We start from the raw sequence: 24,772 nt of genomic DNA on the forward strand, positions 1-24,772 counted from the left end.
GCTCGGGCGCGGCGGCGGCTTCGTCGCTCAAACCGGCTTCACTTCCTGGACCAAGGTCCGGAAGCGCTCGAAGGGCATGTTGCCGGACTGGTTGCGGACGGTGCCGCCGCCCTGGAAGGAGAAGCTCGGCGTGGCCTGCACGCTGAATTCCTTCTCGGCCGCCATGCGCTGCTCGAGGATGGCGCGCTTCAGCACCTCGTCCTGCTGCACCTGATCGAATTGGGCCTTCGGCATGCCGGCCAGGGCCGCCATCTTCGCCAGCTCGGTGAAGGGATCGCCGCGGGTGAAGGCCCAGCGGTCCTGGCTGGAGAGCAACGCGCCGATGAAGCCTTCATAGCGTTCGGCCGGCAGGGTGCGGGCGACCGCCGCGGCGGTGAGCCCCACCTGGTCGAGCGGGAAGTCGCGCCAGATCAGGCGGATGGCGCCGGTCTCGACCAGCTCCTTCTTCACCCGCGGATAGGTTTCCTTGTGGAACGCGGCGCAGTGGCTGCAGGTGAGCGAGAAGAACTCGATCACCTTCACCGGGGCGTCCGGGTTGCCGATGCCGCGTTCCGACAGGCGCGGATCGGCCCCTTGGGCGCGCGCAACGAGCGGCGCCGCGGCGAGGGCGGCGGTGGCGAGCAGGGCTCGGCGGGGCAGGCGCATGCGGCCTCCGTTTGGGGTCTGGCCTCGACTCCGCCCGCAGCGGGCGGTCAGGTTCGATTCCGATAGACGCCCCGGCCGAGCTTTGCCAGCGCCGCGCGCAGGTCCTCGCCCGGAACCGTGCCGACGGCGGCTTCCACCGGGGCCGGAAGGGGGGCGTCGGGCAACGGTTTGGCGGCCTGGGCCGGGCGGGCCGGTGCCTGCTGGACGAAGCGCAGCCGTTCGACCATCGGCTTGCCCAGATGCGCGTTGATCCGGGCGATGAGCTGCGGCGCCAGGTGGGTCAGCTCCATCGCCACCGGGCCGGCGCAGCCGATGGTGAGCGTCCCGGCGGTGAAGCGGATCGGGCTGGTGACCAGGGCCAGGGCCGGCCCGACCACCCCGGCCCAGTCGGCCATCAACTGCGCGCCGGCCGGGCTGCGCCTGCGGAAGACCGGCTTGGTCAGGGCGGGGATCAGGGCGCCGAGCGGCCTTGGCCCATAGGGCGAGCGGGCGGGGGTGAACCCGGCGGACTTCGCGCTATCCTTGGCCATATGCCCCCATTGCCCCCCGCAGCCGCGCTGCTGACCTGGTACGACCGCCATCGCCGCGTGCTGCCCTTCCGCAGCCGCGGCAACCGGCCCGATCCTTATCAGGTCTGGCTGTCCGAGGTCATGCTGCAGCAGACCACGGTCGCCGCGGTCGGGCCGCGTTTCGACCGCTTCCTGGCCCGCTTCCCGACGGTGGAGGCCCTGGCCGCCGCCGCGGAGGCCGCGGTGATGGAGGAATGGGCCGGGCTTGGCTACTACGCCAGGGCCCGCAACCTGCATGCCTGCGCCCGGCTGGTGGCGGCGAGCGGCGGCTTCCCCGAAACGGTCGAGGGCTTGCGCGCATTGCCGGGGATCGGCGCCTATACCGCCGCCGCCGTCGCGGCGATCGCCTTCGACCAGCCGGTGGTGCCGGTCGACGGCAACGTGGAACGGGTGGTGGCGCGGCTGGCGGCCGAGGCGGCGCCGCTGCCGGGCTCCAGGCCTCGGCTGGCGGCGCTGGCCGCGGGCTTCATGGCGGATGCGGCGGCCCGGGCACGGCCCGGCGACTTCGCCCAGGCGCTGTTCGACCTTGGCGCCACCCTCTGCACCCCACGGGCCCCGGCCTGCGCGCTGTGTCCCTGGCGCGACGGCTGCCTGGCGCAGAAGCAGGGGATCCAGGAGGCATTGCCGGCCAAGTCGGCGAAGCGGGCGCGGCCGCGGCGGTTCGGCCTGCATTTCCTGCTGACCGACGCCGCCGGCCAGGTGCTGCTACGGCGCCGCCCGCCGCGCGGCCTGCTGGGCGGGATGCTGGAAGTGCCCGGCACGCCCTGGCGCGAGGCGCCCTGGACGGCGGCGGAGGCCGAGGGCTTCGCCCCGCTGCCCGGGCTGGACTGGCGCCGCGTGCCCGGCATCGCCCGGCACGGCTTCACCCATTTCGAGCTGGAGATGCTGCTGCTGTCCGCCAGCGTGCCGCGGATCGCGCCGCCCGAGGGGATGGAGGCACGCCCGCTGGCCGAGGCCGGCGGCGCGCTGCCTACCGTGATGCGGAAACTGCTGGAACTCGCGCATTGAGCTCGGCCTCGGCGGCCAAGCGCTTGGCATCGTCGCGGGCCCGCTGCTTGGCGCCGTCGCGCTGGCCGCCGATATCCGCCAGCAGCAGCACGCCGAGGCAGACCAGCGCGAGCCCGGCAAGCTTCGCCGGCGCAAGCGTTTCACCGAACAGCAGCAGCCCGAAGATGGTGGCGGAAACGTAGGACACCGCGGTGCAGGGGGCGGCGACCGACATCGGGATGCGGCGCAAGGCCACCACATAGAACAGCGTGCCGCTGCCGTAGCAGCACAGCCCGACCAGCGTCTGCCAGCGCAGCAACTGCGCCAGCAGGCTGGTGATCATGTCATGCTCCATCGGCGGCAGTCCGCTGGCGCCAAGTTTCAGCAACACCTGTCCCGCCTGAGACGCGACGATGGCGATCACCAGCGCTGCCCAATGCTGGGCACCCGGTGCTTCCTGGTTGGCGGGGGACACGCAACTCTCCGGTTCAGTCACGACAGGATGCAGCGCTTTGCGCTTGAGGCGGAGACACGATGGCGTTGAATCGATGCCTCAAGTTGCCGGACTGGGTGAAAGGTGGGATCAATGGCATGCCCGTGAACGCAAAGCCCGCCCTCGAGGGCAAGACACCGTTGCGCGAGCCACGCCGTGCCGACGATCCGTTCATTCGCCGCCGCAGCGCCGCGACGGCATGGTGCGCCCGGCAATCGGAGCGGAGCGGCATGGCTGGTGAGCCCTGGCGACATGGTGGCGTGGCACAAGGCGAGACGGCGCCATGAGCGGGCGCGTGGTGGGGCGCGGCGGATTTGCCGCGGAATCGACATCCGCGATCGGTGAGCGCGGCACCTATGTCGCGCTGGCGCTGCTGACCCTGGCGGCGCTGGCGCTGCGCCTGTTCCGCATCGATGCCGCGTCCTACTGGGCGGACGAGCTGTTCAGCGTCTTCTGGGTGCGCGAGAGCCTCGGCTTCCTCTGGAGCGCCGAGGCCTTCGAGATCGAGACGACGCCGCCGCTCTACTACACCTTGCTGAAGCCCTGGGCGGCGGCCTTCGGGTCGAGCGAGCTCGCCATCCGGTCCTTCTCCGCCGTGCTGTCGGCGGCGACGGTCCCGCTGGTCTGGCGGCTGGCGCGGGAGTTCACCGGGCCGGGCACGGCGCTGCTGGCGGCGGCGATCTTCGCGCTCAATCCGATGCAGATGCAGTTCGCGCAGGAGGCGCGGGCCTATGCGCTGATCCCGCCGCTCTACATCCTCGCGCTGCTCGGCCTGGTGCGGTTCTGCCGCGCGGCGCCGGCGCGACGGGACGGGGCGCTGGCGCTCTACGGCATCGCCGCGCTGGGGCTGGTCTATACCCATGCGACCTCCGCCTTCACCCTGGCGGCCTTGAACCTCTGCGCCGGCTTCTGGCTGCTGCGCGGGCGGGCCGGCTGGCCGCCGCTGCTGCGGCTGGCGGTGGTGGATGCGGCGGTGGTCGTGCTGGCGATCCCCGAGATCCTCGCCATCCTGGCGCAGACCGGGCGCTACGACATCGCCTGGATCGAGAAGCCCGATTTGGTCGCCCTGTTCAACCTGGCCAACACGCTGGTGGTCGACCCGATCTTCGCGCTGCGCTTCCGCATCGCCAGCATCATCTCCACCATCGTCCTGGCGTTGTTGGCGCTGGTACTGTGGCAGGCGCGGCCGGGGCGGCTGGCCTGGGTCTTCCTGGCGGCGCCGGCCGTGCTGTTCCTGGCGATGACGCTGGGCATGAGCCTGGTCGCCTCGCCCTTCTTCATCGCGCGCATCGCCATCTTCGTCGCGGTACCGCTGGCCATCCTGGCGGCGATGGCGCTCGTCTCCGCGCGGCCGCCCATCTGGCTGCGCGGCGGCTTCGCGCTGGCGCTGCTGGTGGCGACCGGGCTCGGCCTGCAGGGCATCCTGACGGTGACGCCGCAGATCAAGGAGAATTGGCGCGGGCTCGGCGCCGCGCTGGGGCCGCAGCTCGGTGCCGGCGATGTCGTGGCGATCGGGCCGCGCACCAACATGCTCGGCCTCGGCTACTACCTTGACGGGCTCAGGCAGGAACGCTGGCAGCCGGATGGCGCGCCGCTGATCCCGCTGGCGCCCTTCGCGCCCGAGGGGATGCCCGAGGCCGTGCGCGTGCCGGATGCGCAGATCGCGGCCTGGGTCGGGCAGGGCCGGCGGGTCTGGCTGGTGCTGAACCCGCGCGACGGCGACCTGCTGACGCAGCAGGCGATGGGCCTGGTGCCGGGGCGGGTGCCGCGGCTCGACCGAAGTCACGCCATGCTGACGGTGCTGGTCTGGGACGGCGCGCATTGATGCGGTAGCGGCCAACGGCTTGCCGTGGAGAAGGCCGGCATGGGAGAGGCCGCGCCCCTTTCCCGGAGTTGCCGCAATGTCCGAATCCGCCTTGTCCCGGCCGCGCCTGGTGCGCCTTGCCGCCACGGCCCTGCTCGGCTCCGCCGTGCTGGCCGCGAGCGCCCAGGTGAGCCTGCCTTTCTGGCCCGTGCCGGCGACCTTGCAGAGCCTGGCGGTGCTGCTGCTGGGCGCGCTGGGCGGCGCCCCGGCCGGGGTCGCCGCGGTCGCCCTCTATCTGGCGGAAGGGGCGCTGGGACTGCCGGTCTTCGCCGGCGGGACCGGCGGGCCGGCGGTGCTGGCGGGACCGACCGCGGGCTACCTGCTGGGCTTCCTGCCGGCGGCCTGGATCGCCGGACAGGCGGCAGGGCGGGGGCCTGTCGCACAGGCAGCGCTGCTGCTTGCCGCGCATCTGGCGGTGTTCCTCCCGGGCCTCGCCTGGCTGGCCGGGTTCGTCGGGCTGGAGCGCGCCTGGATGGCCGGCTTCCTGCTGTTCGTCCCGGGCACGCTGGTGAAGTCCGGCCTGGCGCTGGCCCTGCTGCAGGCGCTGCGGCGCTAGCGCATCCGCCGGGCCGATCGATGGCAGGGGGCGGGAAAGATCTCTCAGGCCTCCTCCATCCCCGCCACGGCCAGGATCGTCGCCAGGCTGGCCGACATGCCGCGCAGGCTCTCGACCGGCTCGACGTCGATCCACTCCTCCAGCGAATGGGCGCGGCCGCCGCACCCGCCGGAGCCGATCTTGATCGCCGGGATGCCGAGGCTCATCGGAATGTTGGCATCGGTCGAGGAATAGGAGAGCCGTGGGGTGAAGCCATGCGCCGCGACGGCGGCGCTGGCCAGGCGGACGATATCGGCATCCGGCGCGGTATGGCCGGCCGGGCGGTCGCCGATCGGCAGGGCTTCCGCGGTGATGGCGCCTTCCCGCGTGGAACGGGCGGCATTCTCGGCGGCCACGGCGGCTTCGACGCCGGCGAGGAATTCGGCCTCCAGCCGGGCGAGTTCCGCGGCCGACTGGCTGCGCAGGTCCACCTCCATCCAGACCTCGTTCGGGATGGCGTTCACCGAGGTGCCGCCGCCCAGCACGCTGGCGCAATGCGTGGTCTGCGGCGCGTCGGGTGCGGCCAGCGCCGACAGGGTCAGCATGGCGCGGGCCATGGCATAGGCCGGGTTGACCAGGCCGAAGGCGGCGAAGCTGTGGCCGCCCGGGCCACGGAAGGCGACGCGGTAGCGCTTGCTGCCGATGCCGCCGGTGACGATGCGGTCCACCTCCGGGCTGTCCACCGTGAAGAAGGCGTCGATCCGGTCGCGGTGGCGGCCTTCGAGGAACAGGTGCCGCACGCCGCGCAGGTCGCCCAGGCCTTCTTCCCCCACGTCGCCAACGAAGAGGATGTCGCGGCTGGTGCGGATGCCGGCGGCATCCATGGCGCGCAGGAAGGCGAGGTTGACCGCCAGGCTGCGGGTGTCGTCGCCGACGCCCGGCGCGAACAGCTTCGTCCCCTCCCGCCGCACCCGCACATCCGTGCCGGCGGGGAAGACGGTGTCGAGATGGGCTGCGACCACCACGGTCCGGCCGTTGCCGGTGCCGCGGCGGCGGCCCATGACGTTGCCGATCGCGTCCTGCTCCACCTCCTCGAGCCCATGCGCGCGGAGCATCTCCAGATAGGCGGCGGCGCGGCGTTCCTCGGCGAAGGGCGGGGCGGGGATCTCGGTCAGCGTCACGATGTCGGCGACGGTGCGGTCGTGCTCCCGCGTCATGGTGGCGACGGCGTCGCGGAAGCGTGGATCGGCGAGGATGCGGGCGATGGTCGCGGCGGCGGTCATGGCGTTTCCCGTGTGGCTTGGGCGGCAGTCCTGCGCGCCGCAAGGCCGGCGTCAAGCGGCCATGGCCGCGCGGCCCGGGGAGGGCGACCCTGGTAGCGGGAGCGGGCCGACCCATCTCTGCCGGCGATGGAGGATGACCCCGGATGCTCGGACGAGTGCTATCGGCCGCCTCGGGCCTGTTGCTCGGCGCCTGTTCGGTGATCGGCGTGCGGTCGGGGACGGAGGAGCCGCGCTTCGAGGTGATCGGCCGGCAGGGCGCGGTGGAGATCCGCCGCTATGCGCCGCGCCTGGCCGCCGAGACCACCGTCGCCGCCGCCACCGCAGACGCCGCGCGCAAGGAGGGCTTCCGCCGGCTGGCGGGCTACATCTTCGGGGCGAACCGCGGCCAGGCGAAGATCGCCATGACCGCGCCGGTGGCCCAGGCCTCCGAGCGCATCGCCATGACCGCCCCGGTGGTGCAGGAGGCCGCGGCGGAGGGCTGGACCATCCGCTTCTTCATGCCGGCCCGCTACACGCGCGACACCCTGCCGCAGCCCGAGGATGCGCGGGTCGCGATCGTCGGGATGCCGGGCGCGACCATGGCCGTGCTCCGCTACAGCGGCGTGCCCGGCGCCTCCGCCGCCGCCGCGCACCGCGCCGCACTGCTGGCCGCGCTGCGGGACGGCCCCTGGCAGCCCGCCGGCGCGGCGGAGGACTGGTACTACGACCCGCCCTGGACCCTGCCGCCGCTGCGGCGGAACGAGGCGGTGGTCCCCGTCACGCCGCGCTGACGCGCCGCCGCCGCAGCGCCATCGCCGGCAGCACCGCCATCAGGCAGGCGATGGTCACCGCCAGGAAGCTGTCGCGGAATCCCAGCATCCCGGCCTGCGCCGCCAGGACGCGGGCCAGGTAGTCGTAGGACCCGGCCAGCAATTCGGTCTCGGGCACCCCGTCCTGCCGCAGCAGCCCCTGCGTCAGCCGGAGGAATTCCAGCGTCGCCGCGTTGCCGCCGTCCTGCGTCGGCGTCAGCATCTGGGCATGCAACTCGGTCTTTTGCTCCAGCAGGATCGACAGCAGGTTGACCCCCAGCGCGCCGCCGAACTGCCGGGCGAAATTGATCGCCCCCGCCCCCTGGCCGAGGAAGCGCGGCGGCAGCGCGCGCAGCGCGCCGGCATTCATGCTCGGCATGGTCAGGCCGAGCCCGACGCGGCCGAGCATGATCCACAGCGCCAGGGTCCAGAAGGGCACGTCGGTATCGACGCCGCGCAGCAGCCAGGTGGACCAGGCGAACAGCACCAGGCCGGCCACGATCGGCTGCCAGGCCGGCAGCCGGTCCGCCAGCCGGCCGGCGATGGGGAAGACCACCACCAGGACCAGCCCGGCCGGCATCAGCACCAGCCCGGCGCGGGTCGCGGTGTAGCCCTGGATGGTCTGCACGAACAACGGCACCAGGTAGGTGCTGCCGAAGATGCTGGCGCCGTAGATCAGCGCGACGCAGAAGGCGCCGGCGAAGCCGATGTTGCCGAAGACCCGCGGGTTCAGCAGCGGCGCCGCGGTGTGCAGTTCCCAAAGCACGAAGCCGATCGCGGCGAGCGCGGCGAGGCCGAGCTCGAAGACCACGCGGCTGGCCCCCCAGCCGTCGCGCTGGCCGCTCGACAGGCCCATGAACAGCGCCAGCAGGCCGGCGATCAGCAGCAGGAAGCCGGGCAGGTCGAAGCGCCGGCGCTGCGCCGCGACGGCGCTCGGCATGAAGACCCAGCCCATCGCCAGGCCGATCAGCGCGACCGGCATGGCCAGGAAGAAGACGCTGCGCCAGCCGTAATTGTCGACCAGCAGCCCGCCCACGGCCGGTCCCAAGGCGGGCGCCAGCACCACGCCGATGGCGGCGATGCCCATGGCGCTGCCGCGCCGCTCCGCCGGGAAGACCTGGAAGACGATCTGCGTCATCAGCGGCTGCAGCATCCCCGCCGATGCGCCCTGCAGGATGCGGCCGAGGATCAGCAGCCCCTCGTTCGGCGCGAGGCCGGCGACGACCGAGCCGAACAGGAACAGCCCGACCGCGGCGGCATAGGTGGCGCGGAAGCCGAAGCTCTCCACCAGCCAGGCATTCAGCAGCATGGTGCCGGTGACGGCGGCGAGGAAGCCGGTGGACAGCAGCTGCGCATGGTCCTGGCCGATGCCGAAGGCGCCCATGATGTCGGGCAGCGCGACGTTGACGATGGTCGAGGACAGGATCGAGGCGACGGTGCCGATGATCGCGGTGATGGTCACCAGCCAGTGGTAGGACGGCCCGAAGCGCTGCCCGAGCGCCTCCAGCGTCCGTTCATTCCCGTCCCTGGGCACGCCTCGCCTCGATCTCCACCATCATGCCCGGCCGCAGCAGGCCCGGCGCGGGCGGCGGCTGCAGCGCGACGCGGATCGGCAGGCGCTGGGTGATCTTGGTGAAGTTGCCGGACGGGTTCGGGCTGGGCAGCAGGGCGAATTCGCTGGTGGCGGCGCCGCCGACCCTTTCCACCACGCCGTCGAAGCGCTGGCCCGGCAGGGCGTCCACCGCCACCGCCACCTTCGTCCCCGGCGGCAGGAAGCGGATCTCGGTCTCCTTGACGTTGCCCTCGATCCTTACCCGGGCCGGGTCGTGCAGCATCAGCACGCGCTGGCCGGCCGCCACGTATTCGCCCGCATCGATGAAGACGCGGTCCACCATCCCGTCGAAGGGCATCAGGATGCTGCGGTCGCGCAGGTCGAGCGCGGCGCGGTCGCGCTGCGCCGCCAGCTCGCGCGCCTGCGGCTCCAGCGCGTCGAGCTGGCGGTGCAGCACCAGCAGCTCGGCGCGGGCCGCCTCGGCGGCGACGATCTGCGCCTCGGCGGTCTGGATCTCCGCCACCGCGCCCAGCACCCGCTGCCGCGCCCCGTCCAGCAGGCTGCGCGCCTGGTCGTGCCGCTGGCGGGTGCCGCTGCCGCTCGACATCAGCTGCATGGCGCGGCCGAACTCGCCCTCGGCGAAGATCCGCTCCGCCTCGGCGGCCGGCAGGGTGGCGCGGGCCACGTCCAGCCTGGCGCGGCTGACGGCCTGCAGGCTGGCGGTCTGCCGGTCGACCATCTCGAGCCGCGCCTCAAGCTCCCCGCGCCGGGCGCCAAGGCTGGCCAGCCGCGCCTCGATCTCGTGCAGCATCAGGGTCGAATCGCGGTCGTCGATGCGGACCAGCAGCCCGCCGGCCGCGACGCTGTCGCCGGCGATCACCCGCACCTCCGCCACCCAGCCCGGCACGCGGGAGGAGATGGTGATCATGTCCGCCGCGACCCGGGCATCGTCGACGGTGACCAGGGTGAGGAAGCGATGCGTGAACCAGGCGCCGGCACCGAGGACCGTGATCAGCAGCCCGGCCAGGCCGGCCAGCCGCAGCCGCCGTGCCGTGCTGCGCGGCGGCGGGAGGAGGCGGGCGTTACCGCTGGTCTGGCCGACATCCATCCTCGGCTTCCTTCGCCGGGGGCGGCGTCGCCGGCGCGGCCAGGCCGATCGCCACCCTCTCAAGCACCGCGAGGCAGGTGGCGAGCTCGGTTTCCGGGATGCCGGCCAGGATCTCCGCCCGGACGCCGGTCGCCGCCGCCTCGATCCGGTGGATCAGCGGGCGGGCCTTGGTGGTCAGGTGCAGGGTCTTGGCGCGGCGGTCGTGCGGCGCCTCGCGGCGCTCGACCAGGCCCTCGCCCTCCAGCCAGTCCAGCGTGCGGACCAGGGTCGGGCCCTCGATCAGCAGCCGTCCGGCGAGGTCCTTCTGGGTCATGCCCTCGCCGCCGCGGGAGATCGCCAGCAGGGCGAGCCAGCGCGCCTCGGTCAACCCGTATTCGGCGATCCGCTGGTCCAGCCGCGCGCGCCACCGCCGCGCGATCTGCGCGATGGTGATGCCGAGCCGCCACTGGGTATGGGCGAGGGTGGAGCCGTCCCGCATCCCGGGAGACTAGGACGCCCGCGAATAATGAGGAAGCTAGATATTGCCCGAGGCGCGCATGGGTCGCATCCTGCCGGTCCGGCGGCTGGGGCGAGGCCCTGTGCCGGCAAGGGAGGGCAGCGCGCGATGCGCGAATACCGCATGGTCTCGGTGGCCGGCATCCTCGGCTACGGCTACCCGGAATCCTCGCTGAACGCGGCGCTGGACCGTGGCGTCGACATGATCGGCTGCGACGGCGGCAGCACCGATCCCGGCCCCTACTACCTCGGCAGCGGCAAGCCCTTCGTATCCCTGCGGGCGATGAGGCGCGACCTGCGGCTGATGCTGCTGGCGGCGGTGCGGCACCGGGTGCCGATGGTGGTCGGCACCTGCGGCGGCGCCGGCGGCGAGCCGCACCTGCAACTCGTGGCGCAGATGGTCCGCGACATCGCCCGGGAGGAAGGCCTGCACTTCCCCATGGCGCTGATCCATGCGGAGCAGGAGAAGGACCTGATCCGCCGCCGGATCCGCGAAGGCCGCACCGCGCCGCTCGGCCGCATGGCGCCGCTGGATGAGGGCACCGTGGACCGCGCCACCCGTATCGTCGGCATGTGCGGGCCGGAGCCCTACATGCGCGCGCTGGACCAGGGCGCGCAGGTGGTGCTCGGCGGCCGCAGCAGCGACCCCGCGCCCTTCGCCGCGCATGCCATGCGGGCGCAGTTGCCCCCCGCCCAGGCCTGGTATGCCGGCAAGATGCTGGAATGCGGCGCCGCGCCGGCGCTGCCGAAGGGGCCGGATTGCCTCCATGTGACGGTGCGCGAGGACGGCGTGATCTGCGAGCCGATGGGCGAGCGCGCCTGCACGCCGATGTCGGTCGCCAACCACTCGCTGCACGAGAACCCCTCCCCCATCCGCCATGTCGAGCCGGGCGGCGTGCTGGACACCTCCGAATGCCGGTTCGAGGCGCTCTCGCCCAAGGCGACGCTGGTCACCGGCATGCGCTGGCTGCCGGCCGAGACCTATACGGTGAAGATCGAGGCGGCGGAGCGGCTCGGCCACCGCGCCATCAGCTTCGCCGGCACGCGCGACCCGGTGCTGATCTCCCAGCTCGACCATTTCCTCGGCCTGGTGCGGGGGCTGGTGGTGGGCAAGGCGCGCGACCTCGACATCGGGGCGGACGACTTCGTGCTGACCATCCACAGCTACGGCGCCAACGGCGTGATGGCGGCGCGGGAGCCGCTGCGCGATGCCCGCAGCCACGAGATCGGCTTCCTGATCGACGTGGTCGGCAAGGATGCGGAAATCGCCTCGGCCGTCGTCGCCCTCGCCCGGACCTCGATGCTGCACAGCGACTTCCCCGGGCGGCTGTGCAAGGAAGGCAACATGGCGATCCCCTTCTCGCCGAGCGACCTGGCGGCGGGGGAGGTCTTCCGCTTCAGCATGTCGCATGTCGTCATGCCCGACGATCCCTACGAGATGTTCCCCATTGAACATGAGCGGGTTTGAGCCATGGCGCTGATCAAGGACATCGCCAAGGTCTGCAAGAGCAAGAACGCCGGCCCCTTCGACCTGACCATCGACGTCGTCTTCGGGGACGACGCGACGTTCGACCGCGTGCAGGCGACCGGCGTGCTCTGCCCGGCGCTGTTCGCCCGGCTGTATGGCGTGGCCGAGTCCGACGTGCTGTTCACCCCCTATCCCGCCGGCCGGGCCTTCAAGGCGACCTTGCCGCGGCTGGTCGCGGCGGGCGAGATCGGCGACACCGACGTCTACGGCGCGCAGCAGCATGCGCCGCTGCTGGATGTCGATATCCCCCTATGACCCTGGTGCTCGCCAGCCGCGCCGATGGCGTGGCGACGCTCGGCCTCAACCGGCCGGACCGCGGCAATGCGCTCGGCCCCGAGCTGGTCGAGGCGCTGGCCGAGGCCTTCGACCGCGCCGTCTCGCACGGCGCGCGGCTCGTCGTGCTGCGCGGCGAGGGACGGCACTTCTGCACCGGCTTCGACCTGACCGATCTCGAAACGCTGTCCGACGGCGACCTGCTGCTGCGGGCGGTGCGGATCGAGCAGCTGCTGCAGCGCATCCATGCCGCGCCGGTGACGACGCTGGCGGTCGCCACCGGCCGCACCTTCGGCGCCGGCGCCGACCTGTTCGCCGCCTGCGACCGGCGCATCGCCGCGGTGGGCGCCAGCTTCGCCTTCCCCGGCCCGGCCTTCGGCCTGGTGCTCGGCACCGCGCGGCTGGCGGCGATGGTCGGCCGCGACCGGGCGCGGGAGGTCCTGCTGGCCGGCCGCGAGCTGACGGCGGAGGCCGCGGTCATGGCCGGCCTCGCCACCGCCGTCCTGCCGGCCGAGGCGATCCCGGCCGAGATCGCCCGCGCCGCGGCCGACGCCGCGCGGCTGGACCCGGACACCGTCGCCGCGCTGCACCGCCGCACCGGGCAGGCCGAAGCCGATGCCGACCTCGCCGCCCTGGTGCGCAGCGCGGCGCGGCCCGGCCTGAAGCAACGCATCCTCGATTACCGCACGCAGGTGGCCGCGCGCCGCAAGGCCTGAAGCAGAGTCGGGTCCCGCCGGACGGCAGGTAGCAACCCACAGAAATGGATGGGGGGTCCGGGGAGAATACCTTCTCCCCGGCCTTCCCTGCTAATCCCCCGACGCCGCCGCGTCCCGCTCCAGCGCTGCCCGCCGCGTCTCCTCGGCCAGGCTGGTGGTGTCCCAGCCTTCGTCGAAGCCGGCGCGGCCGCGCACCCGGTCGCGTTCCAGCACCTGCAGCAGCTGCGCCGAAGCCTCCCGCACCGCCGTGCTGTAACGCCCGTCGTCGCCGCGTATCGGCGCCAGGCGCTGCATCATCCGCGCATCGTGGCGGCGGAACAGCCGGCCGGCGCGCTGCGCCTCATAGGCCGGCATGCCGAGCCGCCGCAGCGCCTCCACCCCGGTCTCCAGCGCCGAGCCGAAGGTCTCCCGCACCACCAGGTGCGCACCGGCCGCCATCAGGTCGTAGGCATGGCCGCGGTCGGTGGCGCGGGCCAGCACCTGGGCCTGGGGGAAATGCCGCCGCGCCGTCTCGACGATCCCGTCGGTGGTCTCCTTCGCATCCGTCGCCACCACGATCACCGCTGCTTCGGCGGCACCTGCCGCCTGCAGCAGGTCGATGCGCGAGGCATCGCCGTAGAAGACCCGGAAGCCGTAGCGGCGCAGCTGCTCGATCGTCTCCATGTCGTGGTCCAGCACGGTCACCGCATGGCCATGCGCCAGCAGCAGCCGGCCGACGATCTGCCCGAAGCGGCCGAAGCCGGCGATCACCACGCTGCCCTGCGGCTCGATCGCGTCGGGCTCGGGCGGCAGGTCGGTGGTCGCCAGCCGGTTGGCCAGCCTGCCATAGGCCATCATCAGCAGCGGCGTGATCGGCATGGACAGGGCAACGACCGAGACCAGCAGCCCGGCCTCGGCCGGCGGCAGCACGCCGTTCTGCACCGAGAAGGCCAGCAGCACGAAGCAGAACTCGCCGCCCTGCGACAGCACCATCGCGGTCAGCAGGATCTCCGGCCGCGGCCGCCGCGCCGCCAGCCCCAACCCCACCAGCACCGCCGCCTTCACCGCCACCAGCAGCAGCACCAGCCCGGCCACCGTCAGCGGCGCGCCGGCCACCTGGGCGAAGTCGATCCCCGCCCCGACCGAGAGGAAGAACAGCCCCAGCAGCAGCCCCTTGAAGGGCTCGATGTCGCCTTCGAGCTCATGGCGGAATTCGCTGTCCGCCAGGACCACGCCGGCGAGGAAGGCGCCGAGCGCGGGGGACAGCCCGACCGCCTGCATCAGCAGCGCGATGCCGATCACCAGCAGCAGGGCCGAGGCGGTGAAGATCTCCCGCAGCCGCGTCTCGGCGATCAGCCGGAAGACCGGCCGGGTCAGCAGCCGGCCGCCCAGCACCACCGCGGCGACGGCCGCCAGCACCGCCAGCGCCTGCGCCCAGGGGGGCAGCGCCCCTATCAGGCTGGCGCCATGCGCCGCATCGCCATGGTCCGCCGCCGGTGCCAGGGCCAGCAGCGGCAGCACGGTCAGGATCGGGATGACCGCGACATCCTGGAACAGCAGCACCGCGAAGGAGGTCTCGCCCCCGCCGGTCTTCAGCAGCCCGCGCTCGGCCAGGATCTGCAGCGCGATGGCGGTCGAGGACATCGCCAGGATCAGCCCCGCGGCCAGCGCCATGCGCCAGTCGAAGCCGAAGGCAAGGCCGATGCCGGTGACCGCCGCCGCCGTCAGCCCCACCTGCAGCCCGCCCACGCCCAGCACCGGCCCGCGCATCGCCCAGAGCCGCGCCGGCTGCAGTTCCAGCCCGACCAGGAAGAGCATCATCACCACGCCGAACTCGGCGAAATGCATCGCCGCCTCGGCATCGCCCGCCAGCGCCAGGCCGAAGGGGCCGATCGCCACGCCGGCCAGCAGGTAGCCGAGCACCGAGCCGAGGCCGAGCCGCTTGGCGATCGGCACCGCCAGCACCGCGGCGGCGAGATAGACGAAGGCCTGCGCCAGGAAGCCGCCATCCATGGCTCAGAGGCCTCCCGCGGCATGCGGGCGATGCTCGGGATGCGCCGCGGCGGGCGCATCGCGCAGCCGCTCCAGCAGGGCGCGGTAGCGCGCGCCGTGACGCGCCAAGCCGGCCCCGTCCAGCAGATGCGTGCCGTGCAGGATGAAGGGCGGCAGCCAGCGCATCCGGCAGAGCCGCGCCGTCGCCTCGAAGGGCCGCAGGAATTCGCCGATGGAATGCTGGTTCAGGCCGTCCGGCCCGTAGGATGTCTCGCTGCCGCCGGCGGTCACCGCCGAGAGCAACCCCTTGCCCGCCAGCGCGGTGCCGGCGCGGCCATAGGCGAAGCCGTGTTCCAGCACCAGGTCCTGCCATTCCTTCAGGATGGCGGGCGAGGAATACCAGTAGACCGGGTGCTGGAAGACCACGACGTCGTGCCGCAGCAGCAGCGCCTGTTCATGGTCCACGTCGATGAGGAAATCCGGGTAGGCTTCATACAGGTCGTGCAGCGTCACGCCGTCCGTTGCGGCGGCCGCGTCGCGCAACGCCGCATTGGCGCGGGACCGCCGATGCGCGGGATGGGCGAGCAGCACGAGGATGCGCTGGGGCATGGCCTGGCCTTTCCGGGGAAGGCCGAAAATCGGCTGTGCGCAGGCGCGTGGTCAAGCCGCCCGTTCGGCCTGCGGCTTGCGCTGGCGCCGCCGCTGCCCGGCTGCGACAATGGCGGCGCGGTGCCGCCAGCCAAGGCGTGCGCGCCGTGGCATGAACGGAGGAATTCACCATGCGCTTCGCCCATAAGGCGGTACTGCTCGCTGTATTTGCAACGTCAGGTCTATCCGGTCTTGCCGCGGCGCAGCCGCAGCCCGCCGAGGTCACCCGCACGGAAGCCGCCACCGCCATCATCGAGGCGGTGGACCAGCGCGAGCGGTCGGTGATCCTGCGCGGCGAGGACGGCAAGCTGACGACATTGTTCCTCGGCGACCGCGTCAGGAACCTGCCGCAGGTGAAGGCCGGCGACCGCGTGGTGCTGCGGGTGACCGAGGCGGTGGCCGTGGCGATGGACAGGCCGGATGGGCGCGCCCCGGTCGCGGCCGGCGAGGCGGCCGCGGTGGCGCCGAAGGGCAGCATGCCCGGGGCCGCCTACATGCGCGGCGTGCGGATGCTGGTGACGATCGACGCGGTCGACCGCCGCGCCAATACCGTCACCTTCACCGGCCCGGCCGGCAACCGGCGCACCGTCACGCTGCGCGACCAGAAGATGCGCGACTTCGCCCGCCGCCTGCGCTCCGGCGACCAGGTGCAGGTGGCGGTGGTCGAGAGCGTCACCGTCGACGTGGTGCGCTGACCGGAGCGCGGGGAAGGGCGAGGCCCTTCCCCGGCCGCGTTCAGGTGGTGCCCAGCCGCGCGCGCGCCAGCGGCAGGCTGCGGACGCGCTGGCCGGTCAGCGCCGCCACCGCGTTCGCCACCGCCGGCGGCACGCCCGGCGTCCCGGGCTCGCCCACGCCGCCCATCGGCGCGCCGCTCTCGACGATGCGGACGCTGATCTGCGGCATGCGCGACGGCGGCAGGATCGGATAGGCGTCGAAGTTCAGCGCCTGCGGCTCGCCCTTCTCGAAGACCACCTCCTCCAGCAGCGCGGAGGACAGGCCGATGGCGGCGGCCGAGCGCACCTGCGCCGCGACGATCGCCGGGTTGACGATCTGCCCCGGGTCGATCGCCACCCACAGGTGATGCACCACCACCTCGCCATCCTTCAGCGAGACCTCGGCGATGGTCGCGACCTCCGAGCCGAAGGGCGAGGCCATGGCGCAGCCGCGCGCCCGCTGCGTGCCGTCCGCCGCCTGGTAGGGGCCGCGCTTCCAGCCGCCGGACAACTCGGCCGCGGCCCGCAGCAGTGTCGCATGGCGCGGGCTGCCGGACAGCAGCGCCATGCGGTACTCGAAGGGGTCGCGCCCGGCGGTCGTCGCCAGTTCGTCGAGGAAGGACTCGTAGAAGAAGTCGTTCATCGAATGCGCGACCGAGCGCCAGAAGCCGATGTTCACCGGCTGCTTGGCAAAGACGTAGTCGACCCGGTGATGGGCGATGCCGTAGGGCTTCTCGGTCAGCCCCTCGACCACGCTGTCGTCGACCTTGGGGTTCGCCAGGAACCCCGCCATGTGCCGGCCGAGCGGCCCTTCGCCGACGGCGACCGCCTGCAGCGCCACCGGCATCCCCTGCGCATCCAGCCCGGCGCGCAGCTTCGTGTAGGAGAGCGGCCGGTAGGCGTCGCGGCGGAATTCCTCCTCCCGGCTCCAGATCACCTTGACCGGCCGGCCGGCAGCCTTGGCGAGCGCGATCGCCTGCGGGAAGACATTGGCGGTGTCATAGAGGAAGTGCCGGCCGAAGAAGCCGCCGAGCAGCGGCGAGTGGATCCGCACCTGCCCGGGTTCCAGCCCCGCGAGCTTCGCCGCGACCTCGCGGTACATCTCCGGCGCCTGGTTCGGCATGGTCAGGTCGAGCGTGCCGTCCGGCGCGAAGGCGGCCAGCGCCGAGGGCGGCTCCAGCTGCGCATGCGCCAGGTAGGGCGCGTCGTACTCGGCCTCGACGACCTTCGCCGCGCCGCGCAGCCCGGCATCGAGGTCGCCGCGGGTCTCGGCCACCTGCGCCGCGCCGCCGGCCGCCGCCTTGAAGGCGGCGAGCTGGCCGGCGGAGGAGAAATCCTCGGCCACCGTGCCGCCGGTCCAGCCGATCTCCAGCGCTTCCACGGCCTTGCGGGCCCGCCACCAGCGATCCGCCAGCACCGCGACGGCGCCGGGCAGCTTATGGATCGAATGCACGCCCGGCATGGCGCGGACCGCGGCCTCGTTGCCGAGCGCCGCCGACTCCTGGCCGAGGCGCGGGGCATGGGCGATCGCCGCCTGCAGCATCCCGGGCGCGGCGGAGTCGATGCCGTACTTGGCCGCGCCGGTGGACTTGGCGCGGATGTCGAGGCGGGGCACCGACTTGCCGATGACGCGGAACTGCGCCGCATCCTTCAGCGAGGCATCGGCCGGCACCGGCAGCTTCGCCGCCGCCTCGGCCAGCGCGCCATAGGCCAGGCTGCGGCCGCTGGCGGCATGCAGCGCCTGGCCGGGCGAGGTCGTCACCTCGGCGGTCGGCACGCCCCAGCGCTGCGCCGCGGCCTGCACCAGCATGGCGCGCGCCGTCGCGCCCAGCTTGCGGAAGGTCGTGTAGCTGGCGCGGGTCGAGAAGCTGCCGCCGGTGAAGCGGACCTGGTCGCCGAACATGATCTGGTACTCGGCCCCGGCCGGGGCGCATTCGACCACGAACATGGCGGGGTCGGCGTCCAGCTCCTCGGCGATGATCTGGGCGGAGGAGGTGGAAATCCCCTGGCCGCCCTCGACGAAGGGGCTCAGCAGCCGGATCGAGCCATCGGCGCGGATCTGCAGGTAGGCGGCGACCGCCGTCGCATGCCGCGAGATCTGCGGGCCCTTCTGGGCGCGGGCCGCGGTCGGCAGGCCGAAGCCGAGCAGCAGGGTGCCGATCCCGGCGGCGCCGAGCAGGCCGCGGCGGGAGAGGTTGGCGATGCCGCCGGCGGGGAGGCTGGCGCTGCCGCTCCGCGCAGGCTGTTCGGCGATGCCGCTCCGCGCAGGCTTTTCGGCGCTGCCGCTCCGCGGCGGGGCGACCGGTGTGATGCGGTTCATGGCGCGTCTTCCCTCAGGCCGTCCCGGCCGCGCGCTTCACCGCGGCGGCGATGTCGAGATAGGTGCCGCAGCGGCAGAGGTTGGTCATCGCGCCGGCGATGTCGTCCTCGGTCGGCTTCGGCGTCTGCAGCAGCATCCCCGTCGCGGCGATGACCTGGCCGGACTGGCAGTAGCCGCATTGCGGCGCCTGCGCGGCGATCCAGGCCTCGACGACCTTGCTGCCCACGGGATGGTCGGCCATCGCCTCGATGGTCAGGACCTGCTGGCCGGCGACGCTCTCGACCGGCACCTGGCAGCTTCGCATCGCCTGGCCATCGACGAGGACCGAGCAGGCGCCGCACTGGGCGATGCCGCAGCCGTATTTCGTGCCGGTCATGCCCAGCCAGTCGCGCAACACCCAGAGCAGGGGCGTGTCGGGCTCGGCGTCCACGCGTTGGGTGCGGCCGTTGACGGTGATCTCGATCATGCGGTGGGTGCTCCGGACAAGGCAGCGATTGCCCGCGCCGCACCAGGCGGCCCGGTCCGCGTGGCAGATGGCGCCGGCGTCGGCGGCTTTCAGCCTTTCCCCCGCCATCCGGCGGAGCCGCAAGGTTGCTTTTCGCCCCTGACCCGTCAGGCCACCTGGTGCTGGAACCACCGACAAGCGTGGGATCGCCCCGGCCGGGTCAGGCCCCGCCGAGCACCTCGCTGCGGTACTCGTCCAGCAGCCGCAGCCTGCCGCCCGGCAATTCGACATGCCAGAAGGCCCAGCCGTTGCAGGACGGCGCCTCCTGCACCGCCGAGCCCACCTGGTGGATCGAGCCCTGCGCCCGGCCGCAGCGGATCGAGCCATCGGCCGCGACGGTCGCGCTCCAGCGCCGGGCGCGGTCGGTCAGGATCGAGCCGGGCGGGATCAGGCCGCGCTCGACCAGGGTGCCGAAGGGCAGCCGCGGCTGTTCCCGCTTGCCGGCGGTGACCAGGGCGGCGCTCTCGGAGATCGGCTGGATCGCCGCGATCCGCGCCGCCGCGGCCTCGGCATAGCCGGGGTCGCGTTCGAGGCCGATGAAGCGGCGGCCGAGCCGGCGGGCGACGGCGCCGGTGGTGCCGGTGCCGTGGAAGGGATCGAGGATGACCTCCCCCGGCATGGTGCAGGCCAGGATCACCCGGTGCAGCAGGGCCTCCGGCTTCTGCGTCGGGTGCAGCTTGGCGCCCTTGGCGTCGCGCAGGCGTTCGGTGCCGGTGCAGAGCGGGATCAGCCAGTCGCTGCGCATCTGCAGGTCGTCGTTCAGCGACTTCATGGCGGCGTAGTTGAAGCGGTAGCGGCTCTCCGGCCCGCGTGCCGCCCAGATCAGCGTCTCATGCGCGTTGGTGAAGCGGCGGCCGCGGAAATTCGGCATCGGGTTCGACTTGCGCCAGATGACGTCGTTCAGCACCCAATAGCCCAGGTCCTGCAGCGCGGTGCCCAGGCGGAAGACGTTGTGGTAGCTGCCCATCACCCAGATGGTGCCGTCCTTGCGCAGGACGCGGCGGGCCTCCGTCAGCCAGGCGCGGGTGAAGGCGTCGTAGCTCGGCAGGTCGTCGAAGCGGTCCCAGGCATCGTCGACGCCGTCCACCAGGCTGTCGTCCGGCCGCCGCAGGTCGCCCTTGAGCTGAAGGTTGTAGGGCGGGTCGGCGAAGATGGCATGCACCGAGGCCGGCGGCAGCCGGCGCATCAGTTCGATGCAGTCCCCGACCATGATCTGGTCGAGCGGCAGATCGAGACCGGTCCCCACGCTATCCCTCATCCCGCTGCTGCGCGCTGGCCTCCGCTGCCGCCGGGATGCCCGGATCGATGCGTTCGGGGCGCGAATCCCCTTGAGTCGCCACAATCGCCGTGCCGAGTCGCGGGGTCAACCGAAGCCTGGGCGGGGACGGTGCATACCTGCCCGAGTGTGGCTTATGGCCGGGTGGCAACGGTGGCCCGGTCGACCGGGCCGAAGCCGCGGCGGTGGTGCGGGCAGGCGCCGTGCGTGGCCAGCGCGGCGCGGTGCCGCAGCGTCGGGTAGCCGGCATGGCCGGCGAAGCCATAGGCCGGCCAGCGCGGGTCGAGCCGGGCCATCGCCCGGTCCCGCGTCACCTTGGCCAGGATGGAGGCCGCGGCGATCGACAGGCTGAGCCCGTCGCCGCCCACAACGCAGCGCACCGGGCAGGGCAGGGCCGGCGGCCGGTTGCCGTCGACCAGCGCCAGGTCGGGCAGGGCACGCAGCCGGGCCACGGCGCGGGCCATGGCCAGATGGGTGGCGTGCAGGATGTTCAGCCGGCCGATCTCGGCGGCGGAGGCGGCGGCGATGCCGTATTCCGCCTCGCCCCGCGCCGCGGCGGCCAGCAGCGCGGCGAGGGCGAGGTCGCGCCGTGCCGGGCTCAGCCGCTTGCTGTCGTCGAGCAGCACGGCCAGCGCCGCGGGCACGCCGCGCGGGAAGACCACCGCGGCGGCAAGCACCGGGCCGGCCAGCGGCCCGCGCCCGGCCTCGTCCACCCCGGCGACGCGGCCGCCCGCCGCCGTCTCCAGCGCGAAGTCGGGCATTCAGGCGGGGGAGGCGAGCGGCTTGTCCTTCTCGACCACATAGGTGATGGCGAGCCTGGCCTTCTTCAGCACCTTGCCGCCATGCGGCAGGCCGGCCGGCACCTGGAAGCCCTCGCCGGCGACGAAACGCTTCGCTGCCTGGCCCTGCACCTCGAGCTCCAGTTCGCCTTCCGTCACCACCGAGGATTCGATCCCCGGATGGGTGTGGCGGGCGATGACGGTGCCCTCCGGCGCCTCCAGCGTCATCAGGATGGAGACCTTGCCGTCGCCCGGATAGTCGATGGTGCTCAGCATCTTGCGCACCACGCCCCCCGGCGCGGGGGCCCCTTGCGCCAGGGCCGGCGCATCGACGCCGGTCGCCACCAGCCCGATGGCGCTGCAGATGGCGCAGGCGAGGAATCCGCGACGTGATGCCATGACGATCGTCCGCCCTGAGGTCGTGTGTGATGTGCAACCCTAGGTCCGCAACGGGCGGCGCGGCAAGCCGGCCGAAGGATCGTGGTTCCCAGCTGTGGCCCGCCCGTCCTAGTCTCCTTGCGCCAAGAAGAAAACAGGAGGCGTCCCATGCCCGATGGTGCCCAGAAAACCATGCGCAAGCGGCTGACGGCGGACGAGGTCTCGCCCCGCTCGGTCTTCCTCGACGTGCCGAACATGCCGTGGGAAACCACGAAATTCGCCGGCATCAGGTGCAAGACGCTCTATTCGGACGGGAGCGGCATGGCGACGCTGCTGATGGAGCTGGAGCCGGGCGCCGAGGTGCCGCTGCACGAGCATACCGCGATCGAGCAGACCTACGTGCTGGCCGGACATTTCGTCGACGAGGAGGGCGAGTGCCTGCCCGGCCAGTTCGTCTGGCGGCCGGAGGGTAATACCCATGTCGCCTGGGCCGGGAAGGAAGGCGCGACCATCCTCGGCATCTTCCTGAAGCCGAACATCTTCGCCGATGGGAGGCCCTTCTTCACCCAGGACAAGGCCTGACCCGGCCAGCGCCGGGCTCAAGCGGCTTTCGGACAAAGGGGGAGGGGCACCCAGGAAGGGCGCTGCCCTTCCTGACCTTCCCGCCAAAGGCCGAAAGGCCGTTGGACACCTTGAGCATGCCGTCGCGCGGTTTTCGGACAAAAGGCCGGGGCGGCGGGCATGGCCTATAGCAGCTCCAGCTGCCGCCCCGCCGTACGCGCGCCGGGCGGCGGGGCGAATTGCGTGCAATCCAGTGGCTGGCTGCGGGCATTGGTCCCGCCGAGGCCGAGGCGCGTCGCCGCCAGCTGGAAGCGCCGCGCCAGCATGTCGGCATAGGCGCCGGTGCCGGTCTGGCGGATGCCGAAGCGGCTGTCATAGGCGCGGCCGCCGCGGGTCTCCCGTACCAGGGCCATGATCCGCGCCGCGCGGTCGGGGAAATGCGCCTGGGCCCATTCCTCGAACAATTGGCGGATCTCCAGCGGCAGGCGCAGCAGCACGTAGCCGGCGCGGCTGGCGCCGGCCTTGCAGCTCTCGGACAAAATCCGCTCGAGCTCCGCGTCGTTCAGCCCGGGGATCATCGGCGCCGCCAGGACGCCCACCGGCACGCCCGCCGCCGCCAGCACCCGCATCGCCTCCAGCCGCCGCAGCGGGGAGGCCGCGCGGGGCTCCATCCGCCGCGCCAGGCTGGCATCCAGCGTGGTGACGGACAGGCAGACATGCACCAGGTTGCGCGCCGCCATCCGCCGCAGGATGTCGAGGTCGCGCAGGACGCCTGCCGACTTGGTGACGATGGTGACCGGATGGCCGAAGCGTTCCAGCACCTCCAGCACCTGGCGGGTGATCATCAGGCTGCGCTCGACCGGCTGGTAGGGGTCGGTATTGGCGCCGAGCGCCACCGGCCGCGCCACGTAGCCCGGGCGGCTCAGCTCCTTCTCCAGCAGCGCCGGCAGGTCGGGCTTGAACAGCAGCTTGGTCTCGAAATCCAGGCCGGGCGAATAGCCGACATAGGCGTGGCTCGGCCGGGCATAGCAGTAGACGCAGCCATGCTCGCAGCCGCGGTAGGGGTTGATCGCGCGGTCGAAGCCGATATCCGGGCTGTCGTTCCAGGCCATGGCGCTTTTCGCCGCCTCCCGGATCAGGGTCGTCGGCAGCGGCGGCAGGTCGGCGAGATCGGCCAGCGTCCCCCAGCCATCGTCGAAGGCATCGCGCGCCGTGCTCACGAACCGCACCGCGGGGTTCGAGACCGCGCCGCGGCCCTTGCGCGGGGCCAGCATCCCGGCAGAAAAGTCGAGACCATCCGGCATGGCGGAGTTCCCATTCTGTTCGTCGCCACCTTGCCGGGTGCGGCGGGGCGCTGTCAAGAACAGGATGGGAACAGAAGGTTAAGGAAACCTTTGGAACAGAGCCTGACCATCATCATCCCGACGCTGAACGCCGCCCGCAGCCTGGGCGGCGTGCTGGCGGCCTGCGCCGAGGCGGGGGCCGAGGTCGTGGTGGCGGATGGCGGCAGCACGGACGGCACGGCGGAACTCGCCCGGGCGGCCGGGGCGCGGCTGGTCGCGGCGCCGCGTGGCCGCGGCTCGCAGCTGGCGGCCGGCGCCGCGGCGGCCGGCGGCGACTGGCTGCTCTTCCTGCATGCCGATACCAGGCCGGCGCCCGGCTGGGCCGCGGCGGTGCGGGGCTTCATGGCGGTGCCCGGGAATGCCGGCTGGGCGGCGCATTTCGGCTTCGCGCTGGACGATGCCGCGCCCGCGGCGCGCCGGCTGGAACGCCGGGTCGCCTGGCGTTGCCGCGTGCTGGCGCTGCCCTATGGCGACCAGGGGCTGCTGCTGTCGCACGCCTTCCACGACGCCCTGGGCGGCTACCGGCCGATCCCGCTGATGGAGGATGTCGACCTGGTCCGCCGGATCGGCCGGCATCGCCTCTCTGTTCTGCCGGTGGCCGCCCTCACCTCGGCCGAGCGCTGGCGGCGGGATGGCTGGCGCCGGCGGTCCGCCCGCAACCTGGCCTGCCTTTCCCTGTGGTTCCTCGGCGTCCCGCCGCGGCTGATCGCCAGGCTCTATTCATGAGGGGCGATACGCTCATCGTCTTCTGCCGGGCGCCGCGGCTCGGCACCGTCAAGCGGCGGCTGGCGGCGGGCATCGGCCCGCTCGCGGCGCTGCGCTTCTACCGCGGCCAGCTGGGCCGGCTGCTGCGGGAGGCCGGGCGGGACCGCCGCTGGCGGACCGAGCTGGTGGTGACGCCGGACCGCATCCGCTGGCCGACCGGACATCCCCGAGGACTGGCGATGCGGCCGCAGGGCGGCGGCGACCTCGGCCGACGCATGGGGCGGGCCCTGGCACGGCATCGCCGAGCGGTGCTGGTCGGCTGCGACATCCCCGGTCTCGGCCGGGCCGACATCGCCGCGGCCTTCCGGGCGCTCGGCCGGGCGGATGCGGTGTTCGGCCCGGCGGAGGATGGCGGCTACTGGCTGGTGGGCTTAGGCCCGCGCCGGCCGGCGGCGCCCTTCGTCGGGGTGCGCTGGTCAAGCGAGCATGCGCTGGCCGATACGCTGGGAAATTGCCGGCGCCACCGGGTGGCGCTGCTGCGGCGGCTGAGGGATGTGGATACCGCGGCGGACCTGGCCGCGCTCGGCGGCTAGGAAGGAAAAGGCATTTCCTCCCCGAACCCCACCTTTGCTTCTGGTGGGCTCGGCACTCGCCGCGCGGCAGGTGCCAAGCCCAGGGAAATGGAAGAGGGGCCTGGGGAGAATACTTCCTCCCCAGGCTTACTTCCTGCCTGGCAT

At 72.8% G+C, this 24,772-nt stretch carries 26 protein-coding genes; 11 read left to right on the forward strand and 15 right to left on the reverse strand.

Annotation, left to right across the window (positions count from 1 at the left end):
* Positions 1–27 precede the first annotated feature (27 nt).
* Together ACFQS7_RS01070 and ACFQS7_RS01075 are read right to left on the reverse strand one after the other, a co-directional pair.
* Positions 28–645, reverse strand: coding sequence for a thioredoxin domain-containing protein (locus ACFQS7_RS01070; RefSeq protein ID WP_380065165.1), 618 nt, complete (start codon positions 643–645; stop codon positions 28–30).
* Positions 646–692: 47 nt separating this feature from the next.
* Complete coding sequence (locus ACFQS7_RS01075; RefSeq protein WP_380065166.1) at positions 693–1,175, reverse strand: DUF721 domain-containing protein; 483 nt, start codon at positions 1,173–1,175, stop codon at positions 693–695.
* Here ACFQS7_RS01075 and ACFQS7_RS01080 point away from each other — a divergent pair, their 5' ends adjacent.
* Entirely contained in the window at positions 1,176–2,222 is a 1,047-nt protein-coding gene (locus ACFQS7_RS01080; RefSeq protein WP_380065167.1) for an A/G-specific adenine glycosylase, read from the forward strand.
* On the opposite strand, the gene ACFQS7_RS01085 is transcribed toward ACFQS7_RS01080, so the two are convergent.
* Positions 2,185–2,676 (reverse strand): DMT family transporter, encoded by a 492-nt coding sequence (locus ACFQS7_RS01085; RefSeq protein WP_380065168.1) that lies wholly within the window; start codon positions 2,674–2,676, stop codon positions 2,185–2,187. The two genes, ACFQS7_RS01080 and ACFQS7_RS01085, sit on opposite strands and share 38 nt — an antisense overlap.
* A 301-nt stretch (positions 2,677–2,977) precedes the next feature.
* On the opposite strand from ACFQS7_RS01085, the gene ACFQS7_RS01090 reads away from it, so the two are divergent.
* Both ACFQS7_RS01090 and ACFQS7_RS01095 read left to right on the forward strand, forming a co-directional pair.
* Positions 2,978–4,519, forward strand: coding sequence for a glycosyltransferase family 39 protein (locus ACFQS7_RS01090; RefSeq protein ID WP_380065169.1), 1,542 nt, complete (start codon positions 2,978–2,980; stop codon positions 4,517–4,519).
* A gap of 76 nt (positions 4,520–4,595) precedes the next feature.
* Entirely contained in the window at positions 4,596–5,114 is a 519-nt protein-coding gene (locus ACFQS7_RS01095) for a biotin transporter BioY (protein WP_380065170.1), read from the forward strand.
* Between the two features lie 44 nt (positions 5,115–5,158).
* Here the strand turns inward: ACFQS7_RS01095 and ACFQS7_RS01100 are convergent, their stop codons facing one another.
* Positions 5,159–6,376, reverse strand: coding sequence for a M20/M25/M40 family metallo-hydrolase (locus tag ACFQS7_RS01100; protein WP_380065171.1), 1,218 nt, complete (start codon positions 6,374–6,376; stop codon positions 5,159–5,161).
* A gap of 143 nt (positions 6,377–6,519) precedes the next feature.
* Here ACFQS7_RS01100 and ACFQS7_RS01105 point away from each other — a divergent pair, with 143 nt between their 5' ends.
* On the forward strand, positions 6,520–7,146 hold the full coding sequence (locus ACFQS7_RS01105) for an SOUL family heme-binding protein (protein ID WP_380065172.1): 627 nt from the start codon (positions 6,520–6,522) through the stop codon (positions 7,144–7,146).
* On the opposite strand, the gene ACFQS7_RS01110 is transcribed toward ACFQS7_RS01105, so the two are convergent.
* From ACFQS7_RS01110 to ACFQS7_RS01120, 3 genes are read right to left on the reverse strand one after another with little or no spacing between them, the layout of a single operon-like run.
* On the reverse strand, positions 7,133–8,698 hold the full coding sequence (locus ACFQS7_RS01110) for a DHA2 family efflux MFS transporter permease subunit (RefSeq protein WP_380065173.1): 1,566 nt from the start codon (positions 8,696–8,698) through the stop codon (positions 7,133–7,135). The two genes, ACFQS7_RS01105 and ACFQS7_RS01110, sit on opposite strands and share 14 nt — an antisense overlap.
* Entirely contained in the window at positions 8,679–9,824 is a 1,146-nt protein-coding gene (locus tag ACFQS7_RS01115; protein ID WP_380065174.1) for an HlyD family secretion protein, read from the reverse strand. Before ACFQS7_RS01115 ends, ACFQS7_RS01110 begins: the two co-directional genes overlap by 20 nt.
* A complete protein-coding gene (locus ACFQS7_RS01120; protein WP_380065175.1) occupies positions 9,799–10,302 on the reverse strand; it encodes a MarR family transcriptional regulator in 504 nt (167 codons plus the stop codon). The genes ACFQS7_RS01115 and ACFQS7_RS01120 overlap by 26 nt, the downstream gene beginning before the upstream one ends.
* A gap of 126 nt (positions 10,303–10,428) precedes the next feature.
* On the opposite strand from ACFQS7_RS01120, the gene ACFQS7_RS01125 reads away from it, so the two are divergent.
* From ACFQS7_RS01125 to ACFQS7_RS01135, 3 genes are read left to right on the forward strand one after another with little or no spacing between them, the layout of a single operon-like run.
* Positions 10,429–11,787, forward strand: coding sequence for an acyclic terpene utilization AtuA family protein (locus tag ACFQS7_RS01125; protein WP_380065176.1), 1,359 nt, complete (start codon positions 10,429–10,431; stop codon positions 11,785–11,787).
* A gap of 3 nt (positions 11,788–11,790) precedes the next feature.
* On the forward strand, positions 11,791–12,102 hold the full coding sequence (locus ACFQS7_RS01130) for a DUF4387 domain-containing protein (RefSeq protein WP_380065177.1): 312 nt from the start codon (positions 11,791–11,793) through the stop codon (positions 12,100–12,102).
* Positions 12,099–12,836: an enoyl-CoA hydratase/isomerase family protein gene (locus ACFQS7_RS01135; protein ID WP_380065178.1), complete on the forward strand. Its 738-nt coding sequence runs from the start codon at positions 12,099–12,101 to the stop codon at positions 12,834–12,836. The genes ACFQS7_RS01130 and ACFQS7_RS01135 overlap by 4 nt, the downstream gene beginning before the upstream one ends.
* A gap of 90 nt (positions 12,837–12,926) precedes the next feature.
* On the opposite strand, the gene ACFQS7_RS01140 is transcribed toward ACFQS7_RS01135, so the two are convergent.
* Positions 12,927–14,828: a monovalent cation:proton antiporter-2 (CPA2) family protein gene (locus tag ACFQS7_RS01140; protein ID WP_380065179.1), complete on the reverse strand. Its 1,902-nt coding sequence runs from the start codon at positions 14,826–14,828 to the stop codon at positions 12,927–12,929.
* A gap of 3 nt (positions 14,829–14,831) precedes the next feature.
* Positions 14,832–15,416, reverse strand: coding sequence for an NAD(P)H-dependent oxidoreductase (locus ACFQS7_RS01145; protein ID WP_380065180.1), 585 nt, complete (start codon positions 15,414–15,416; stop codon positions 14,832–14,834).
* A 170-nt stretch (positions 15,417–15,586) separates the two neighbouring features.
* Between ACFQS7_RS01145 and ACFQS7_RS01150 the strand changes: the two genes are divergently transcribed.
* Positions 15,587–16,150, forward strand: a complete 564-nt coding sequence (locus ACFQS7_RS01150) for a hypothetical protein (protein ID WP_380065181.1) — start codon at positions 15,587–15,589, stop codon at positions 16,148–16,150.
* A 40-nt stretch (positions 16,151–16,190) separates the two neighbouring features.
* On the opposite strand, the gene ACFQS7_RS01155 is transcribed toward ACFQS7_RS01150, so the two are convergent.
* From ACFQS7_RS01155 to ACFQS7_RS01175, 5 genes are all read right to left on the reverse strand, one after another.
* Complete coding sequence (locus ACFQS7_RS01155; protein ID WP_380065182.1) at positions 16,191–18,488, reverse strand: molybdopterin cofactor-binding domain-containing protein; 2,298 nt, start codon at positions 18,486–18,488, stop codon at positions 16,191–16,193.
* Positions 18,489–18,501: 13 nt separating this feature from the next.
* Positions 18,502–18,954, reverse strand: coding sequence for a (2Fe-2S)-binding protein (locus ACFQS7_RS01160; RefSeq protein WP_380065183.1), 453 nt, complete (start codon positions 18,952–18,954; stop codon positions 18,502–18,504).
* Positions 18,955–19,153: 199 nt separating this feature from the next.
* Positions 19,154–20,251 carry a site-specific DNA-methyltransferase gene (locus ACFQS7_RS01165; protein WP_380065184.1) on the reverse strand — a complete coding sequence of 366 codons (1,098 nt, stop codon included), beginning with the start codon at positions 20,249–20,251 and terminating at the stop codon, positions 19,154–19,156.
* Between the two features lie 152 nt (positions 20,252–20,403).
* On the reverse strand, positions 20,404–21,030 hold the full coding sequence (locus tag ACFQS7_RS01170) for a ribonuclease HII (RefSeq protein WP_380065185.1): 627 nt from the start codon (positions 21,028–21,030) through the stop codon (positions 20,404–20,406).
* Positions 21,031–21,447, reverse strand: a complete 417-nt coding sequence (locus ACFQS7_RS01175) for a cupin domain-containing protein (protein ID WP_380065186.1) — start codon at positions 21,445–21,447, stop codon at positions 21,031–21,033. It abuts the gene before it with no gap.
* A gap of 147 nt (positions 21,448–21,594) precedes the next feature.
* On the opposite strand from ACFQS7_RS01175, the gene ACFQS7_RS01180 reads away from it, so the two are divergent.
* A complete protein-coding gene (locus ACFQS7_RS01180; RefSeq protein WP_380065187.1) occupies positions 21,595–22,008 on the forward strand; it encodes a cupin domain-containing protein in 414 nt (137 codons plus the stop codon).
* 164 nt (positions 22,009–22,172) lie between these two features.
* Here ACFQS7_RS01180 and ACFQS7_RS01185 read toward each other — a convergent pair whose 3' ends face one another.
* A complete protein-coding gene (locus ACFQS7_RS01185; RefSeq protein ID WP_380065188.1) occupies positions 22,173–23,291 on the reverse strand; it encodes a PA0069 family radical SAM protein in 1,119 nt (372 codons plus the stop codon).
* A gap of 90 nt (positions 23,292–23,381) precedes the next feature.
* Between ACFQS7_RS01185 and ACFQS7_RS01190 the strand changes: the two genes are divergently transcribed.
* Together ACFQS7_RS01190 and ACFQS7_RS01195 are read left to right on the forward strand one after the other, a co-directional pair.
* A complete protein-coding gene (locus tag ACFQS7_RS01190) occupies positions 23,382–24,056 on the forward strand; it encodes a TIGR04283 family arsenosugar biosynthesis glycosyltransferase (protein WP_380065189.1) in 675 nt (224 codons plus the stop codon).
* Complete coding sequence (locus ACFQS7_RS01195) at positions 24,053–24,628, forward strand: TIGR04282 family arsenosugar biosynthesis glycosyltransferase (protein WP_380065190.1); 576 nt, start codon at positions 24,053–24,055, stop codon at positions 24,626–24,628. Before ACFQS7_RS01190 ends, ACFQS7_RS01195 begins: the two co-directional genes overlap by 4 nt.
* Positions 24,629–24,772 lie beyond the last annotated feature (144 nt).

Origin of the sequence: Dankookia sp. GCM10030260 (assembly GCF_042666655.1) — a bacterium.
Classification (GTDB): domain Bacteria; phylum Pseudomonadota; class Alphaproteobacteria; order Acetobacterales; family Acetobacteraceae; genus Paracraurococcus.